General features: G+C 70.6%; 15 protein-coding genes. 11 read left to right on the forward strand and 4 right to left on the reverse strand.

All coding sequences use genetic code 11. The annotated features are described in order from the left end of the window. Window position 1: 1 nt before the first annotated feature. The 7 genes from proC to J2847_RS19920 all read left to right on the forward strand — a co-directional run bounded on the left by proC (window position 2) and on the right by J2847_RS19920 (window position 6055). The gene (gene proC / locus J2847_RS19890; protein WP_209780586.1) at window positions 2-844 is read left to right on the forward strand and encodes a pyrroline-5-carboxylate reductase; all 843 of its coding nucleotides are present in this window, start codon (window positions 2-4) and stop codon (window positions 842-844) included. Next, the gene (locus tag J2847_RS19895) at window positions 841-1359 is read left to right on the forward strand and encodes a YbaK/EbsC family protein (RefSeq protein ID WP_209780587.1); all 519 of its coding nucleotides are present in this window, start codon (window positions 841-843) and stop codon (window positions 1357-1359) included. The genes proC and J2847_RS19895 overlap by 4 nt, the downstream gene beginning before the upstream one ends. Before the next feature lie 61 nt (window positions 1360-1420). Then, entirely contained in the window at window positions 1421-2095 is a 675-nt protein-coding gene (locus tag J2847_RS19900; RefSeq protein WP_209780588.1) for a TetR/AcrR family transcriptional regulator, read from the forward strand. Between the two features lie 142 nt (window positions 2096-2237). Further along, complete coding sequence (locus J2847_RS19905) at window positions 2238-2675, forward strand: phasin family protein (protein WP_085554748.1); 438 nt, start codon at window positions 2238-2240, stop codon at window positions 2673-2675. A gap of 122 nt (window positions 2676-2797) precedes the next feature. After that, complete coding sequence (locus tag J2847_RS19910) at window positions 2798-3133, forward strand: tRNA-binding protein (protein WP_209780589.1); 336 nt, start codon at window positions 2798-2800, stop codon at window positions 3131-3133. A 234-nt stretch (window positions 3134-3367) separates the two neighbouring features. Further along, entirely contained in the window at window positions 3368-5317 is a 1950-nt protein-coding gene (locus J2847_RS19915; protein WP_325169447.1) for a methyl-accepting chemotaxis protein, read from the forward strand. Window positions 5318-5377: 60 nt separating this feature from the next. After that, entirely contained in the window at window positions 5378-6055 is a 678-nt protein-coding gene (locus J2847_RS19920; protein ID WP_325169448.1) for a class I SAM-dependent methyltransferase, read from the forward strand. Window positions 6056-6068: 13 nt separating this feature from the next. On the opposite strand, the gene J2847_RS19925 is transcribed toward J2847_RS19920, so the two are convergent. Together J2847_RS19925 and J2847_RS19930 are read right to left on the reverse strand one after the other, a co-directional pair. Continuing rightward, window positions 6069-7463 carry an ATP-binding protein gene (locus tag J2847_RS19925; RefSeq protein WP_209780592.1) on the reverse strand — a complete coding sequence of 465 codons (1395 nt, stop codon included), beginning with the start codon at window positions 7461-7463 and terminating at the stop codon, window positions 6069-6071. Further along, complete coding sequence (locus J2847_RS19930; RefSeq protein ID WP_085554744.1) at window positions 7460-8161, reverse strand: response regulator; 702 nt, start codon at window positions 8159-8161, stop codon at window positions 7460-7462. Before J2847_RS19930 ends, J2847_RS19925 begins: the two co-directional genes overlap by 4 nt. A 118-nt stretch (window positions 8162-8279) precedes the next feature. Between J2847_RS19930 and J2847_RS19935 the strand changes: the two genes are divergently transcribed. After that, the gene (locus tag J2847_RS19935) at window positions 8280-8531 is read left to right on the forward strand and encodes a hypothetical protein (RefSeq protein WP_209780593.1); all 252 of its coding nucleotides are present in this window, start codon (window positions 8280-8282) and stop codon (window positions 8529-8531) included. 24 nt (window positions 8532-8555) lie between these two features. Here the strand turns inward: J2847_RS19935 and J2847_RS19940 are convergent, their stop codons facing one another. Next, window positions 8556-9065: a MarR family winged helix-turn-helix transcriptional regulator gene (locus J2847_RS19940; protein WP_085554743.1), complete on the reverse strand. Its 510-nt coding sequence runs from the start codon at window positions 9063-9065 to the stop codon at window positions 8556-8558. Window positions 9066-9267: 202 nt separating this feature from the next. Here J2847_RS19940 and J2847_RS19945 point away from each other — a divergent pair, with 202 nt between their 5' ends. Continuing rightward, window positions 9268-10161 carry a branched-chain amino acid aminotransferase gene (locus J2847_RS19945; RefSeq protein ID WP_209780594.1) on the forward strand — a complete coding sequence of 298 codons (894 nt, stop codon included), beginning with the start codon at window positions 9268-9270 and terminating at the stop codon, window positions 10159-10161. 127 nt (window positions 10162-10288) lie between these two features. Here J2847_RS19945 and J2847_RS19950 read toward each other — a convergent pair whose 3' ends face one another. Beyond that, on the reverse strand, window positions 10289-12550 hold the full coding sequence (locus J2847_RS19950; RefSeq protein ID WP_209780595.1) for a DNA topoisomerase: 2262 nt from the start codon (window positions 12548-12550) through the stop codon (window positions 10289-10291). A gap of 73 nt (window positions 12551-12623) precedes the next feature. Between J2847_RS19950 and J2847_RS19955 the strand changes: the two genes are divergently transcribed. Both J2847_RS19955 and J2847_RS19960 read left to right on the forward strand, forming a co-directional pair. Continuing rightward, window positions 12624-13364 carry a trypsin-like serine peptidase gene (locus tag J2847_RS19955; RefSeq protein WP_233474645.1) on the forward strand — a complete coding sequence of 247 codons (741 nt, stop codon included), beginning with the start codon at window positions 12624-12626 and terminating at the stop codon, window positions 13362-13364. A gap of 90 nt (window positions 13365-13454) precedes the next feature. Continuing rightward, a complete protein-coding gene (locus J2847_RS19960) occupies window positions 13455-13802 on the forward strand; it encodes a RidA family protein (RefSeq protein ID WP_209780596.1) in 348 nt (115 codons plus the stop codon). Window positions 13803-13975: the final 173 nt, after the last annotated feature.

The following is a 13975-nucleotide window of genomic DNA, read 5'->3' on the forward strand; positions in this document are numbered from 1 at the left end:
GATGGCCGGGGCAGGGAACGGGGGTGTTTCCGGAAGCGGCGCCAGCCTGCTGCTGGTCGGCTGCGGCAAGATGGGCGGCGCCATGCTGGACGGCTGGCTCGCCTCCGGCGTCGCCTCGCGCGTCGTGGTGGTCGACACGGCCGGCCTGCCGGAGTCGCTGGCCGGCAACCCGGCGGTGTCCGCCGCGACCGGGCCGGAGGCTCTGCCGGCCGGCTTCGTCCCCGACGTCGTCGTGCTGGCGGTCAAGCCGCAGGTGATGGACGCGGCGCTGCCCGCCTACCGCGCGCTGGCCCGTCCCGCGACGGTCTTCCTCTCGGTCGCCGCCGGCAAGACCATCGCCTATTTCGAATCGGCGCTGGGCGGGGAGGCGGCCGTCGTCCGCTCCATGCCCAACACGCCGGCCGCCATCGGGCGCGGCATGACGGTGGCGGTGCCGAACGCGCGGGCCACCGCCGCCCAGACCGCGCTGTGCGACTCGCTGCTGCGCGCCGTCGGCGATGTCGCCTGGGTCGGGGACGAGGCGTTGCTCGATCCGGTCACGGCGGTGTCGGGCAGCGGCCCGGCCTACGTCTTCCTGCTGGTCGAGGCGATGGCCAAGGCCGGCGAGGCGAGCGGGCTGCCGGCCGATCTGGCGATGACGCTGGCGCGCGCCACCGTGTCGGGCGCGGGCGAACTGCTCAACCGCTCGCCGCAGAGCGCCGCCGACCTGCGCAAGGCGGTGACCAGCCCGAACGGCACCACCCAGGCGGCGCTCGACGTGCTGATGGCCGGGGACGGCCTCCAGCCGGTGATGACCGCCGCCGTCGCCGCCGCCACCCGGCGGTCGAAGGAACTGGCCGGTTGACGAGGAGCCCCGACGAGGAGGCGGGGGCGGGGGCTGGCGATCTCAGCCCGTCCGCCCGCCGTGTCCAGGATCTGCTGGACGCCGCCGGGCTCGGCCACCGTGTGGTCGAGCATGAGGGCAGCACCCGCACCTCGGAGGACGCCGCCGCCGCCGTCGGCTGCGCCGTGGCGCAGATCGCCAAATCCCTGATCTTCCGCGCCAAGGACAGCGGCCGGCCGGTGCTGGTCGTCGCCAGCGGCGCCAACCGGGTCGACGAGAAGGCGGTCGGCCGGCTGATCGGCGAGAAGATCGAGCGGGCCGATCCCGACTTCGTCCGCGACTCCACCGGCTACGCCATCGGCGGCGTCCCGCCGGTCGGCCACGCGGTGCCGCCCCTGGTGCTGATCGACGCCGACCTGATGGCGCTCGACGTGATCTGGGCCGCCGCCGGCACCCCCAACGCGGTGTTCCGTCTGACCCCCGCCGATCTGGTCTCGATGACCGGCGGCCGGGTGGAGACCGTCCGCAAAGGGTGACGAACCGCCCGCCGCGCCCCACCTTGTTGGAAGGTGGCGATCAACCGCGAGGGTGGGTGCGATGTCAGACACGTCCAACAGCGCTCCGTTCAACCGGAATGGGCAAGGCGGCGAACCCGACGACGGCGCGCTCGACCGGTCGGTCGCGGCCGCGGCGATGCGGCTGGCCGTCGAGAAGGGCTGGAACCGCGTCGGGCTGCTGGAGGTGGCGCGGGCGGCCGGTGTGCCGCTGTCCCGCTTCCATCACCGCTACCGGGGGCGGGCCGACCTGCTGGCCGCCGTGTCGCGGGTGGCCGACGCCGCGGTGCTGGCCGCCGATGCTCCGCCGGATCCGGCGGAAAGCGCGCGCGACCGGCTGTTCGACGTGATGATGCGCCGCTTCGACGCCCTGCTGCCGTTCCGCGAGGGGTTGCGCGCGGTGGTGCGCGACCTGCCGGGAGAGCCGGTGACCGCGCTCGCCTTCAGCTGCGCCTTCGGGCGGTCGATGGCCTGGATGCTGCGCGCCGCCGGGATCGACCCCGACCGGCGCGGCGGCGGCGCGCTGGTCGCCGGGCTCGGGGTTGTGGATCTGCGGGTGGTGCGGGTGTTTCTCGACGACGACAGCGCCGACCTGTCGCGCACCATGGCCGCGCTCGACGCCGGGTTGCGGCGGGCGGAGGGCTGCGCCGCGACATTCTGCCGCTGGACCGGGACGTCATCCCGCTCAGCGGAACCTTCCGCCGTCCCAAACGGTTAAGGGCGGATGGCCGGATGCGCCATGCCGAGGGGTTATGCTGCGGCGCAAAAGCTCGTTGACTAACTTTTTGGCACTCTGCATAGTCGGCTTCCAGAAATGTTGCGTCGCAGCATGCCGAACGCCAAAAGCGGGGATGAGAAACATGGCCAAGTTGAGCGGTAACCCCTTCCTCGAATTCGACCTGTCCAAGACCCTGGCCGACTTCAAGGTGCCGGGTGTGGACGTCGACTCGATCCTTGCCAGCCAGCGCAAGAACATCGAGGCGATCACCGCCGCCAACCAGCTCGCCATCGAGGGCTTCCAGGCCGTGCTGCGCCGTCAGGCCGAGATCGTCCGTTCCTCGCTGGAGGAGACCAGCGGCTATGTGAACGAGGTCATCGCCGCCGGTTCGCCGGAGGAGAAGGCCGCCAAGCAGGCCGAACTGGTGAAGGTCGCCTTCGAGAAGTCGCTGGCCAACGTCCGCGAGCTGTCGGAGCTGGTCGCCAAGTCGAACACCGAGGCCGCCGACGTGCTGTCCAAGCGCGTGTCGGAGAGCCTGGAAGAGGTCAAGGCCCTGATCGCCAAGACCGCCGCCAAGTAAGGCGACGGTCGCGCGCCGATCGCCGTGGAAGGGCCGCCCGCCGGGCGGCCCTTTTCGCGTTTCGGGGCGGGGGCTTTCGCGCTACCGTGCCACCCGGCATCAATCGGGGTGGGCAGGCGATCATGACCATCGGTTACGACGATTTCGCGAAGCTGGACATCCGGGTCGGCACCATCACCGCCGTCGATCCCTTTCCCGAGGCGCGCAAGCCGGCCTACAAGCTGACCGTCGATTTCGGCGGCGCCATCGGCACCAAGCGCAGTTCGGCGCAGATCACGACCCATTACGCGCCCGACGCGCTGGTCGGCCGCCAGATCCTGGCCGTGGTCAATTTTCCGCCCAAGCGGATCGGCCCCTTCACCAGCGAGGTCCTGTGCCTCGGCGTGCCGGACGCGGAGGGGGCGGTGGTCCTGGTCGGTCCGGAGCGGACCGTGCCGAACGGCGGCCAGCTCTACTGAGCGCCCGACCGCAAGGCGCCAGCGGCAAAACGAAGCAGACGTCGCGAGAACATCAGCCTTTTCAAGGCCATCGGCGAGATGCTCGGAATTTGTCCTGGATTTTATCAAAATCCGGAATTTTTCCCGAAGGGCTCTCCATGCTAGAGCCATCCCCGGACCTTGTGGATCGATGGTTGCGGGGGCGCGGGAATGAGGGCGTTTATCGGCGGGCTGTCCATTTCGACGAAAGTCTCGGTGCTGAACCTCGCGGGCATGCTGTTCCTCAGCACCGCCATCCTGTTCGCCATCGCCCAGGTCATCGCCCGCGACCTGGAACGGCAGGCGGTCGACATGCAGCGTCTCAGCATGGACATCGCCTGGAGCGCCCTTCAGGAAGGCGGCCAGGACTTCACCGTCGCCGACGGGGTTCTGAAGCTTGGCGCCACGACGCTGAACGACAACAACGCCATCGTCGACCGGATCAAGCGCATCACCGGCGGCACCGCCACCATCTTCCAGGGCGACCGGCGAATCGCCACGAACGTGCTGAAGCCGGACGGCTCGCGCGCGGTCGGCACGGTGCTGGCGCCCGGCCCGGCCCATGATTCCGTGCTCGGCCGGGGCACCGGCTACCGCGGCATGGTGACCATCCTCGGCGAGGAGTATTACGCCGCCTACGACCCGATCAAGGATCGCGGCGGCAAGACCATCGGCATCCTCTATGTCGGCATCCAGAAGAGCCTGGTCTTCGCCACCTTCAACGACAGCATGCGCTTCGCCGCCCTGCTGGTGGTGATCTGCGCGCTGGTGCTGGCGGTTCCCGGCTATCTGGTGCTGCGCCGGCTGCTGCGGCCGGTCGGCCAGTTGACCCGCGCGATGGACGGGCTGTCGACCGGCGACCTCGCCACCCCCATCGCCGGCACGGAGCGGCTCGACGAGATCGGCGTGATGGCGCGCTCGGTCGTGGTCTTCCGCAACGGCATGGCCGAGGCCGAGCGGCTGCGCGCCGACCAGGAGATCCAGCGCATCGAGGGCGAGGCGCAGAAGCGCCGCGCGCTCCAGAGCATGGCCGACACGGTCGAGCATGAGAGCCGCGAGGCGGTCGAGCTGGTGGCCGCGCGCACCCAGGCGATGGACCACAACGCCGAGGGGATGGCGGTGTCGGCGGGGCTGGTCGGCGCCAACGCCCAGAACGTCGCCGCCGCCGCCGAGCAGGCGCTGAGCAACGCCCAGGCGGTGGCGTCGGCCGCCGAACAGCTCGCCGCCTCGATCGGCGAGATCGGCTCGCAGGTCGAGCAGGCGGCCAGCGTCACCCGCTCCGCCGTCGAGGCCGGGCGGCGCACGGAAGGCACCATCGAGTCGCTGTCCTCGGCGGTCGGACGGATCGGCGACGTCGCCGGGCTGATCCAGGGCATCGCCGCGCAGACCAACCTGCTGGCGCTCAACGCCACCATCGAGGCGGCCCGCGCCGGCGAGGCTGGCAAGGGCTTTGCCGTGGTCGCCAACGAGGTGAAGAACCTCGCCAACCAGACCGCCCGCTCGACCGAGGAAATCTCCCGCCTGATCGCGGAGATCCAGTCGGTCACCGAGCGGAGCGTCGCCGAGGTCCGCGCCATCAGCCACACCATCGGCGAGATCGATTCGATCTCCAGCACCGTGGCGGCGGCGGTGGAGGAACAGGCGGCGGCCACCCAGGAAATCTCCCGCAACGTCAACCAGACCGCCACCGCCGCCACCGACGTGTCGCTGCGCATCCACGAGGTCTCGCGCGAGGCGGCGACCACCGGGGAGCACGCGGCCGAGCTGCGGGCCGGCGCGTCCGGCGTCGCCCACAGCATCGACGAGCTGATGCATGTGCTGGTCCGCGCCGTGCGCACCGCGACTGAGGACGTGGACCGCCGCCATCTGCCGCGCTACCGTGTCGAGGCGCCCTGTACGGTCGAGGGGGAAGGGGGAGCCCGCGTGACGGTGCGGCTTCTCGACATCTCGCGCCATGGCGCGGCGCTTGCGGGGGCCGAGGGGCTGGGGCCGCGCGGGACGCTGCTGTTCGACGAGCTGGGCATCCCCTTGCCCTTCGTCGAGTCCTACCGCGAGGAGGACGTCCTGCGGGTGCGCTTCCGCATGGAGGCGATCGACCAGACCGCGTTCGACGGCCGGTTCGACCGGTTCGAACGCGGCATGAGGGACCGCCGGATCGTCGCCTGAGAACGGCGCCCGACCCGGCGAGGACGATCCGGCCGGGCCTTGGACATCGGGGAGGGCAATGTGAGCATCCGCGACTCCTTCAACAGCGCCGCCGAACGCTATGACGGCGTCCGGCGCGTGCTGATTCCCTGTTTCGACGATTTCTACGGCACCGCCGTCGATCTGCTGGGCGAGCCGGACGGGCGGCCGCTGCGGATCCTCGATCTCGGCGCGGGAACCGGGCTGCTCGCCGCCGCGATCCGGCGGCGCTTTCCGGCGGCGGTCCTGACCCTGCTCGACGTCGCGGAGGACATGCTGTCCGTCGCCCGCCAGCGATTCGCGGGCGACGGCAACGTCGATTTCCGGGTGGCCGATTACGGGGCCGGCGACCTCGGCGGACCGTACGACGCGGTGGTGTCGGCCCTGTCCATCCATCATCTGGAGCACCCGGCCAAGCGGGCGCTGTTCGGCCGCGCCTTCGCGGCGCTGGCGCCGGGCGGTCGCTTCGTCAACGCCGACCAGGCGCAGGGGCCGACCCCGGCGCTCGACGCGCGGTACGACGCCACCTGGGTCCGTCAGGTTCATGCCGGCGGCGTCAACGAGGCCGATTTCGCCGCCGCCCGCCGCCGCCAGGCCTTCGACCGCATGGCGCCGCTCGCCGACCAGCTCCGCTGGCTGGACGAGGCCGGCTTCGCCGAGGTCGACTGCGTCTTCAAGAGCTGGAGCTTCGTGGTCTACACCGGCGTCCGTCCGGCCTGAGCCGCGAACCCGCCTACAGCGGCAGACGGACGAGCGCCCGCAGCCCGCCATAGGGGCTGTCGTCGAGCGTGATGTCGCCGCCATGGCCGCGGGCGACGTCGCGGGCGATGGTCAGGCCGAGGCCGGAGCCGCCGGTGTCGAGGTTGCGCGAGCGGTCGATGCGGAAGAAGGGCTTGAACACGTCCTCGCGCATGGCGGCGGGGATGCCGGGGCCGTCGTCGTCGATGACGATCTCCACCGTGCCGCCGCGCTGCGCGGCGCGCACCCAGGCGGACCCGGCGTGGCGGCCGGCGTTCACCAGCAGGTTGTCGATGCAGCGCCGCATCGCGTTCGGGCGCAGCGGCAGGGTGATCGGCCCGTCGAGCGACAGCGACACCTCGGTCCCCTGGCGCCGGGCTCCCGCCGCCGCCTCGTTCAGCAGACGGGACAGGTCGGTCGGCTGCACCGCCTCCGTCCCCTCGCCGCGCGCGAAGGCGAGATAGCCCTCGATCATCGCCTCCATCTCGGCGACGTCGGTCATCAGCTCCTCGATCTCGGCCTCGCAGCCCTCCGCCATGGCGCCGAGCATGTCGAGCGCCAGCTTCATGCGGGTCAGCGGCGTGCGCAGATCGTGGCTGACGCCGGCCAGCATCTCGGTGCGCTGGGTGATCTGGCGCTGGATGCGCTCGCGCATCAGCAGGAAGGCGGAGGCGGCCTGCCGCACCTCGGTGGCGCCCTCCATCTTGAAGTTGGTGACGTCGCGCCCCTTGCCGAGCGAATCGGCGGCGGCGGCCAGCCGCTTGATCGGGCGGATCTGGTTGCGCATGAACAGGATCGCCACGGCGAACAGCACGATGGCCGACCCGACCATCCACAGGATGAAGATGTAGCTGGTCGGCGTGAACAGGCGGCGTTCCGGCGACATCACCGACAGCACGCCGTCGGCCATCTGGACGCGGATCTCGTACCATTCATGGGCGACCTCCGCGTTGATCGCGAAGGGGCGGGCGACCCGCTCGTCCATCGCCTTGCCCAGCGTGCGTTGCAGCAGGCCGCGCAGGACCGGGCGCTCGTCCGGCAGGATCTTGCCGGGTTCCAGCGTGACGATCAGGTCGGTGGTGCGGGCGGTGGTCGCCAGCGCCCAGTTGCGCCCCTCCTCGCTCGGGTCGTGCTCAAGCTGGGCGATGACGGTGGCGATGTCGCCGGCCACCGCGAAGGCCAGACGGTTGGTCACCGTGTCCCAGTGCCGGTCGTAGAAGATCCAGGTCGCCACCGCCTGGGCCAGGATCACCGGGGTGACGATGATCAGCAGCGAGCGGCCGAACAGCGTGCGCGGCAGGAAGCGCTTCAGCCACAGGCCGCCGCGGCCCCGGCGGTCGCGCCGCGCCGCGGCGCCGGACGCGCGATCCGGGCCGGCGGCGGCGGTCACGGGTCGGGCCTCAGCACGTACCCTTCGCCGCGCACGGTGTGCAGGTAGCGCGGCTCGCGCGGGTCGGCCTCGATCTTGCGGCGCAGGCGGGTGACCTGGACGTCGACGGTGCGGGCGTTGCCGGCGACCTTGCTGCGCTCCGTCAGCTCCTCGCGGCTGAAGGTGACGCCGGGCGAGGTGGCGAGGATGCGCAGCAGGCTGGCCTCCGCCGTGGTCAGGCGGACGACCTCGTCGCCGGCGCGCAGCTCGTCGCGGTCGGGCAGGTAGAGCAGGGGACCCAGCCGCACCGGCGGAGCCGGGGTGGCGGCGGGCTCCGGCGGCCGGGCGGCCTGCCGGCGCAGGATCGAGTTGATGCGCAGCAGCAGCTCGCGCGGGTTGAAGGGCTTGGCGAGATAGTCGTCGGCCCCGGCCTCCAAGCCGGCGATGCGGTCGTCCGGCTCGTCGCGGGCGGTCAGCAGCAGGATCGGCAGGTCGCGCGTCCGCCGCAGCGATTCGGTCAGCTCGAGTCCCGACTCGCCGGGCATCATGATGTCGAGCACCAGCAGGTCGAAGGCCAGCCCGCCGAGCTGCGCCCGCGCGTCGGCCGCGTCGCGCGCCGTGCTGACCATGAAGCCGTTGCCGGCCAGATACTTGCGCAGAAGCTCGCGCAGGCGGGTGTCGTCGTCGACGACCAGGATGTGGGGCTGGTCTTCCGTCATGGGGCGACTATAGCGCGGTCGCCCATCCGGCGTATAGCGGACCGGCAACGATGCGCGTTGACGGTTTTGACGCATTTCCGTGTTACACTGTGAACCCTGGGATCACAGGAGCGATCAAATGGCCGATGACAACAGGTCCGCCGACCGTCAGGACCTGGACGCGATGACCCGCGAATTCCTGGCGAAGGGTGGCAAGATCATGCAGTGCGCGCCGGGTTCCTCGGACAATGTGGTGTATCGAAAGGGCACCTTCCGCCGCCGCCCCGCCGGGGACGGCAAGACGGGCGTCCCGGCGGGCGTTCAACCGGGCGCCCCGGCCGCCGCGGCCTCCCAGCCCGTTGCGGTCGGCGGCGATTCGGGCGCCGACTGAGGTTCCGGACTGACGCGGACCGCGTCAGCGTTTCGTGGCGAGGCGGGCCGGTGCGGGGGGAGTGAACTTCGCCCGGTCCTCGTCGTCCAGCATCCCCATCATCACCTTGCGGAACCCCTCCACCGCCTCGGCCCCCGCCATGCGGTAGGCGCGCGCGATGCGCTGGCGCTGGGTTTCCGACAATTGCCGCTCCAGCTCCACGCCCTTGCCGGTCAGCTCCAGCAGACGCTGGCGGCGGTCGCGCGCTCCGGTCTGCTGGTCGATGAAGCCCTGGCGGACCAGTTCGCCCAGCACGCGCGACAGGCTCTGCTTGGTGATCTTCAGGATCGCCAGCAGCTCCGACACGGTGATCTTGGGATAGCGCCCGACGAAATAGATCACGCGGTGGTGCGCCCGGCCGAATCCGATCTCGGCCAGGATCTCGTCCGGCTCGGCGGTGAATTCCCGGTAGGCGTAGAACAGCAGCTCCATGCCCGTGCGAAGCTCCTCCTCGCGGAGGAAGAGCTGATTCACGCCTGCTTTTAGGTCAGCCATGTTGACGCGGTTGGTTCGATTCGTTATAAATAGGTCAGCAACTCAGACATAAACAATCCTGCGCCTGGACACAAGAGCAAGCTCATGAGCGGCAACCCTTTGCCGCACGTGCAGTCGGGCTTTTGCCAAAGGGGGGCGCGTGCCCGGACGCCGGACCGAGAAACCACGCCGGAGACGATCCGGAAACGACGAGGAATCGACCATGTCCCTTCTGCCTTTCGACGACCGCGACGGCTTCATCTGGTTCGACGGCGCCCTGGTGCCGTGGCGCGACGCCCGCATCCATGTGCTGACCCACGGCCTTCATTACGCCAGCAGCGTGTTCGAGGGCGAGCGCGTCTACAACGGCACCGTCTTCAAGCTGACCGAGCATAGCGAGCGGCTGGCGGCGTCGGCCCGCATCCTCGGCTTCGAGATCCCCTGGTCGGTGGCCGAGATCGACGCGGCGACCCGCCAGACGGTGGAGGCGTCGGGCCTTGCCGACGCCTATGTCCGGCCGGTGGCGTGGCGCGGCAGCGAGGTGATGGGGGTGTCGGCGCAGGACAGCCGCATCCATCTCGCCATCGCGGTGTGGCCGTGGCCGAGCTATTTCAGCCCGGAGGCGAAGATGGCCGGCATCCGCCTGTGCTGGGCGCCGTGGCGCCGCCCGTCCCCCGACAGCGCCCCCACCGCCTCGAAGGCCGCCGGCCTCTACATGATCGGCACCCTGTCGAAGCACGACGCCGAGGCGAAGGGCTACCAGGACGCCCTCATGCTGGACCATCGCGGTTATCTCGCCGAGGCGACCGGCGCCAACCTGTTCCTGGTGATCGACGGGGCGCTGCACACGCCGATCGCCGACTGCTTCCTCGACGGCATCACCCGCCGCACGGTGATCGACCTCGCCAAGGCGCGCGGCCTGACCGTGGTGGAGCGCCACATTCCGCCTGAGGATCTGACCAAGGCGCAGGAGGTCTTCCTGACCGGCACGGCCGCCGAGGTGACTCCGGTCGGCGAGATCGGCGAGCACCGCTTCAAGCCGGGTCCGGTCTGCGCCGCGCTGATCGCCGACTACGACGCGTTGGTGCGGGGAACGGCGGCCAAGGCGGCGGCGTGAGCGGTTTGCCGAAAGCGTTCGATCGACACGGATGAACACGGATGCAGGCTGCGCCTGCTCACGGATGGACGCGGATGTTTTCCGGCCGAACGGAAATCCGTGTTCATCCGTGTCTCCGGTTGCCGTCTCAGCGCGCGTGCTGGTCGAGGAACTGCCGGCACCGGTCGAAGTCCTGCACGCAGGAGCCGGGCAGGGGGATCCCCTTGCGTTCGGCGAGGCTGCGGGCGAAGGCGACCATTTTCTCGGTCGGTTCCCGGCGCTTGGGCTTTCCCGAAGCATCGTTCATTGCCGATGCCGCCGGGGCCGCCGGAGCCATCGCCGGGGCCGCCGCCATCGGCGCGGCCTCGGCCGGAGCGGCCTTCGCCTTGCGCGTGCGGCGTGGCTTCGGCACGGCGGCCGTGCCCGCATCGACAGCGGTGGTGGACACAGTGGCGGCGGTCGTCCGCGTCCGGCGACGCGTGCCTGTCCCCGCACCGGTCGCAGCCCCCGTGCGGCGCTTGGTGAAGCGGGTTGCCTTCGGCGCGGGCAGGCCGAGATCGACCAGACCGCCGCGCCCGCCGCCGCCGACCAGCACGCCGATCAGGCGGTCGGCCTCGCCGGCGATGGCGTCGATCACCGCGCGGAAGTCGGCACGGCCGGTGACGACCTCGTCCAGCTTCATCTCCCACAGGGCGGTGGTGCCGGGATCGACCAGGGCGGGAGCGGCGCCGCGCAGAGTCTCGAACAGTTGCAGCCCGGCCGGGGTCGGCATCAGCCATTTGCCGTCGGCGTCCAGCAGGTTCTGCCTGCGCAGGCCCTTGATGACCTCGGCGCGGGTCGCCGGGGTGCCGATGCCCTTGGCCTCCTTCAGCCGGTCGCGCAGCGCCGGATCCTCGACGAAGCGCCACGCGTTCTGCATGGCGTCGACCAGCGTGCCCTCGTTGTAGCGGGGCGGTGCCTGGGTCCGCTTGGCCTCGACCTTCGGGTCGGACAGGGTCGCCGGCTCGCCGTCGGTCAGCGGCGGCAGGGTCTGCTCGGCCTCCTCCTCCGGCTTTCCCGCCTTCTCGTCGCCGTCCGCCGATCCGAAGGCGGCCTTCCAGCCGAGCTTCAGCGGGATGCGGCCGACGGCGCGGAAGGGCACCGGCTTGGCGTCCACCGGCACATCCATGAGAATGGTGGTCTGGCGGTACTCGTAGTCCGGCATGACGGCGGCGAGGTAGGAGCGGCAGATCAGCGCGAACAGCCGCTTCTCGTCGTCGGTCAGGCGGGCCAGCCGCGATTCCAGGTCGTCGAGCACGTTGACGTTGGGAATCACCGCGTGGTGCGACACGCCTTCCAGCGCGCGGTCGCAGAAATGGCCGGACTTGCCCTTGCGGATCACCGGCCGGGCGATGTCCAGATGCGCGAAGCCGCGCAGCCGGGTCAGCGCGCCGACGATGGCCGGGACGTCGCCGATCTGGTTCTCCGACAGGTAGCGGGCCTCGGCGCGCGGGTAGGTGATCAGCTTCTTGCCGTCGCCGTCGTAGAGCTCCTGGGCCACCGACAGGGTGCGGTCGGCGGTCCAGCCCCAGCGCTGGCCGCAGGTCTTCTGCAAGGCCGGCAGGTCGTAGAGCTTCGGCGGGGCCTGCCGCTTCTCCTCGACCGTCACCGACAGCGGTCCGCGATGCCGGTCGGCCGCCTTGGCGATGGCCTCGGCCCGCGCGCGGTCCTTGATGCGGTCCTTCGGCGCCGGGGCGTGGCGCATCCGGAAGCTCCCCTCGGCTGCGGTGGCCGTCGCCACCACCTCGAAATAATCCTCCGGCTTGAAGTTGCGGATCTCCAGCTCGCGCAGGCAGACGATGGACAGGGTCGGGGTCTTCACCCGGCCGATGCCGATGACGCCGCGCGTGCCGGGCGCCAGCAGGGTCTTGGTCGCGGTGCGGGTCAGCGACAGGTTGAAGATCTGGTCGGCCTGCTGGCGGGCGACCGCCGCCTCGTAGAGCGGGCGCAGCTCGGCGTTCGGCTTCAGCTTGGCGAAGGCATCGCGCAGGGTCTTGGGATCCTGCGCGGTGAACAGCGCGCGCTGGACGCGGCCGCGATAGCCGACATGCTCCAGGATCTCCTGGCCGATCAACTGCCCCTCGCGGTCGCAGTCGGTCGCCAGGATCACCTGGTCGCAGGCCCGCAGGGCCGCCTTGATCGCCTCGAACTTCGCCGATTTGTTTCCACCGCCGTCCGGCTTGGTCGGGTAGAGTCCGTCCGGCTTCAGCAGCGTCGGCGACCAGCGCTTCCAGGCGGGATCGACCTCGTCCGGCTCGGCCAGCCGCAGGAGATGGCCCTCCGCCGGCAGGATGCGGCCGTAGCGGTCGCCAAGCGCCGCGCGCAAATCCTTCGCCTGGCTGGATTTCTCGGTGATGATCAGGGTCGCCATGGGTAGGGAGGATACGGGTTTCGTGAAAACGGATCAAGAACATGGGCGGCGGGCGAACGGGTTTTTTCCGCTTTTGTTCGCATCGTTGGCGGCGCTGCCCCTGCTTCTGCCGCCAAGCCGCGCGCTGGCCGAGCGCCCGCTGCTTCCCGGCGTGGGCAGCGACGACCGGCGCGCGCCGGTTCCGCTGGAGGAGGCGCCGTGGCGCAGCCTCGTCCGCGTGCAGACCAACCTGGGCGGGCGCTGCACCGGCGCGCTGGTGGCGCCGAACCGTGTGCTGACGGCGGCCCACTGCCTGTTCAACGGGCGGACACGCCGCTTCTTTCCGGAATCCTCCCTGCATGTGCTGTTCGGCTACGCGCGCGGCGAATACAGCCGGCACGTCACGGTGTCGGCCATCGCCACCGATCCGGCCTACGACCCGGCCGCCGGCCGGCCCGACATCGCCGCCGACTGGGCGCTGCTGACGCTGGCGGAGGCGGCTCCGGCCGGCACGCCGCCCCTGCCGGTGTCGCCGCGGCCGCCAGCCGCCGGAACGCCGGTGATGCTCGGCGGCTACAGCCAGGATCGGGCGCAGATCCTGATGGCCGACCGCGATTGCCGCATCCTGGGCGCCGGCTCGGGATTGCTCGTCCACGACTGCGACGCGACGCGCGGAACCAGCGGCGGCCCGCTGCTGGCGCGCGACGGCGCCGGCTGGTCGGTCGCCGGGGTCGGGGTGGCCGCCGGGCGCGGGCCGGAACGCCGCAATTTCGCGGTGCCCGCCGCCCGTTTCATGACGGTTTTGCGCCCGCAGGCCAGTGCGGGGCAGCCCTGAGCGGTGCTCCCGCATTTTTTTCTTCGCGCGGGCGCGGGAATGGCATAGAGGTACGCGCGTCTTAGTCCCGGAACCCGGAGTCTTTTCGTCATGTCGATTCAGCGCTTCCACACCGGACCGCGCATGAGCCAGATGGTCGTCCACAAGGACACGGTCTATCTCGCCGGTCAGGTCGCCGACCAGCCGACCCCGGATGTCGAGCAGCAGACCAGCCAGATCCTGGCCCAGATCGACGCCCTGCTGGCCGAGGCCGGTTCGGACAAGAGCAAGCTGCTCGCGGCCACCATCTACCTGGTCGACATCGCCTCCTTCGGCGCGATGAACAAGGCCTGGGAAGCCTGGGTGGACGCGGCCAACCCGCCGGCGCGCGCCACGGTCGAAGCCAGGCTGGCCGCGCCGCAGTATCTCGTTGAAATTCAGGTCACCGCCGCTAAGTAAGTGGCGGAAACGGGGCAACCCGGCAGCCCGGTTGGGGTGTGCCGGCGTGGCCCGAACACGCGTGAGGGCCTCGCTCTTCGATAATCCGGCGGGTTTCGTCCGCCGGTTTACAGAATGTTAATGACGCCTTAACGGATCGCCCGTAAAACCCCGACCAACCTCTGCCGCCGGAG

Origin of the sequence: Azospirillum agricola (genome assembly GCF_017876095.1) — a bacterium.
GTDB classification, from domain to species: domain Bacteria; phylum Pseudomonadota; class Alphaproteobacteria; order Azospirillales; family Azospirillaceae; genus Azospirillum; species Azospirillum agricola.

Coding starts and splice junctions, on each gene's coding strand:
- proC (WP_209780586.1), top strand. CDS start 2: ATGGCCGGGGCAGGGAACGGGGGTGTTTCCGGAAGCGGCGCCAGCCTG.
- J2847_RS19900 (WP_209780588.1), top strand. CDS start 1,421: ATGTCAGACACGTCCAACAGCGCTCCGTTCAACCGGAATGGGCAAGGC.
- J2847_RS19905 (WP_085554748.1), top strand. CDS start 2,238: ATGGCCAAGTTGAGCGGTAACCCCTTCCTCGAATTCGACCTGTCCAAG.
- J2847_RS19910 (WP_209780589.1), top strand. CDS start 2,798: ATGACCATCGGTTACGACGATTTCGCGAAGCTGGACATCCGGGTCGGC.
- J2847_RS19930 (WP_085554744.1), bottom strand. CDS start 8,161: ATGACGGAAGACCAGCCCCACATCCTGGTCGTCGACGACGACACCCGC.
- J2847_RS19935 (WP_209780593.1), top strand. CDS start 8,280: ATGGCCGATGACAACAGGTCCGCCGACCGTCAGGACCTGGACGCGATG.
- J2847_RS19940 (WP_085554743.1), bottom strand. CDS start 9,065: ATGGCTGACCTAAAAGCAGGCGTGAATCAGCTCTTCCTCCGCGAGGAG.
- J2847_RS19945 (WP_209780594.1), top strand. CDS start 9,268: ATGTCCCTTCTGCCTTTCGACGACCGCGACGGCTTCATCTGGTTCGAC.
- J2847_RS19950 (WP_209780595.1), bottom strand. CDS start 12,550: ATGGCGACCCTGATCATCACCGAGAAATCCAGCCAGGCGAAGGATTTG.
- J2847_RS19960 (WP_209780596.1), top strand. CDS start 13,455: ATGTCGATTCAGCGCTTCCACACCGGACCGCGCATGAGCCAGATGGTC.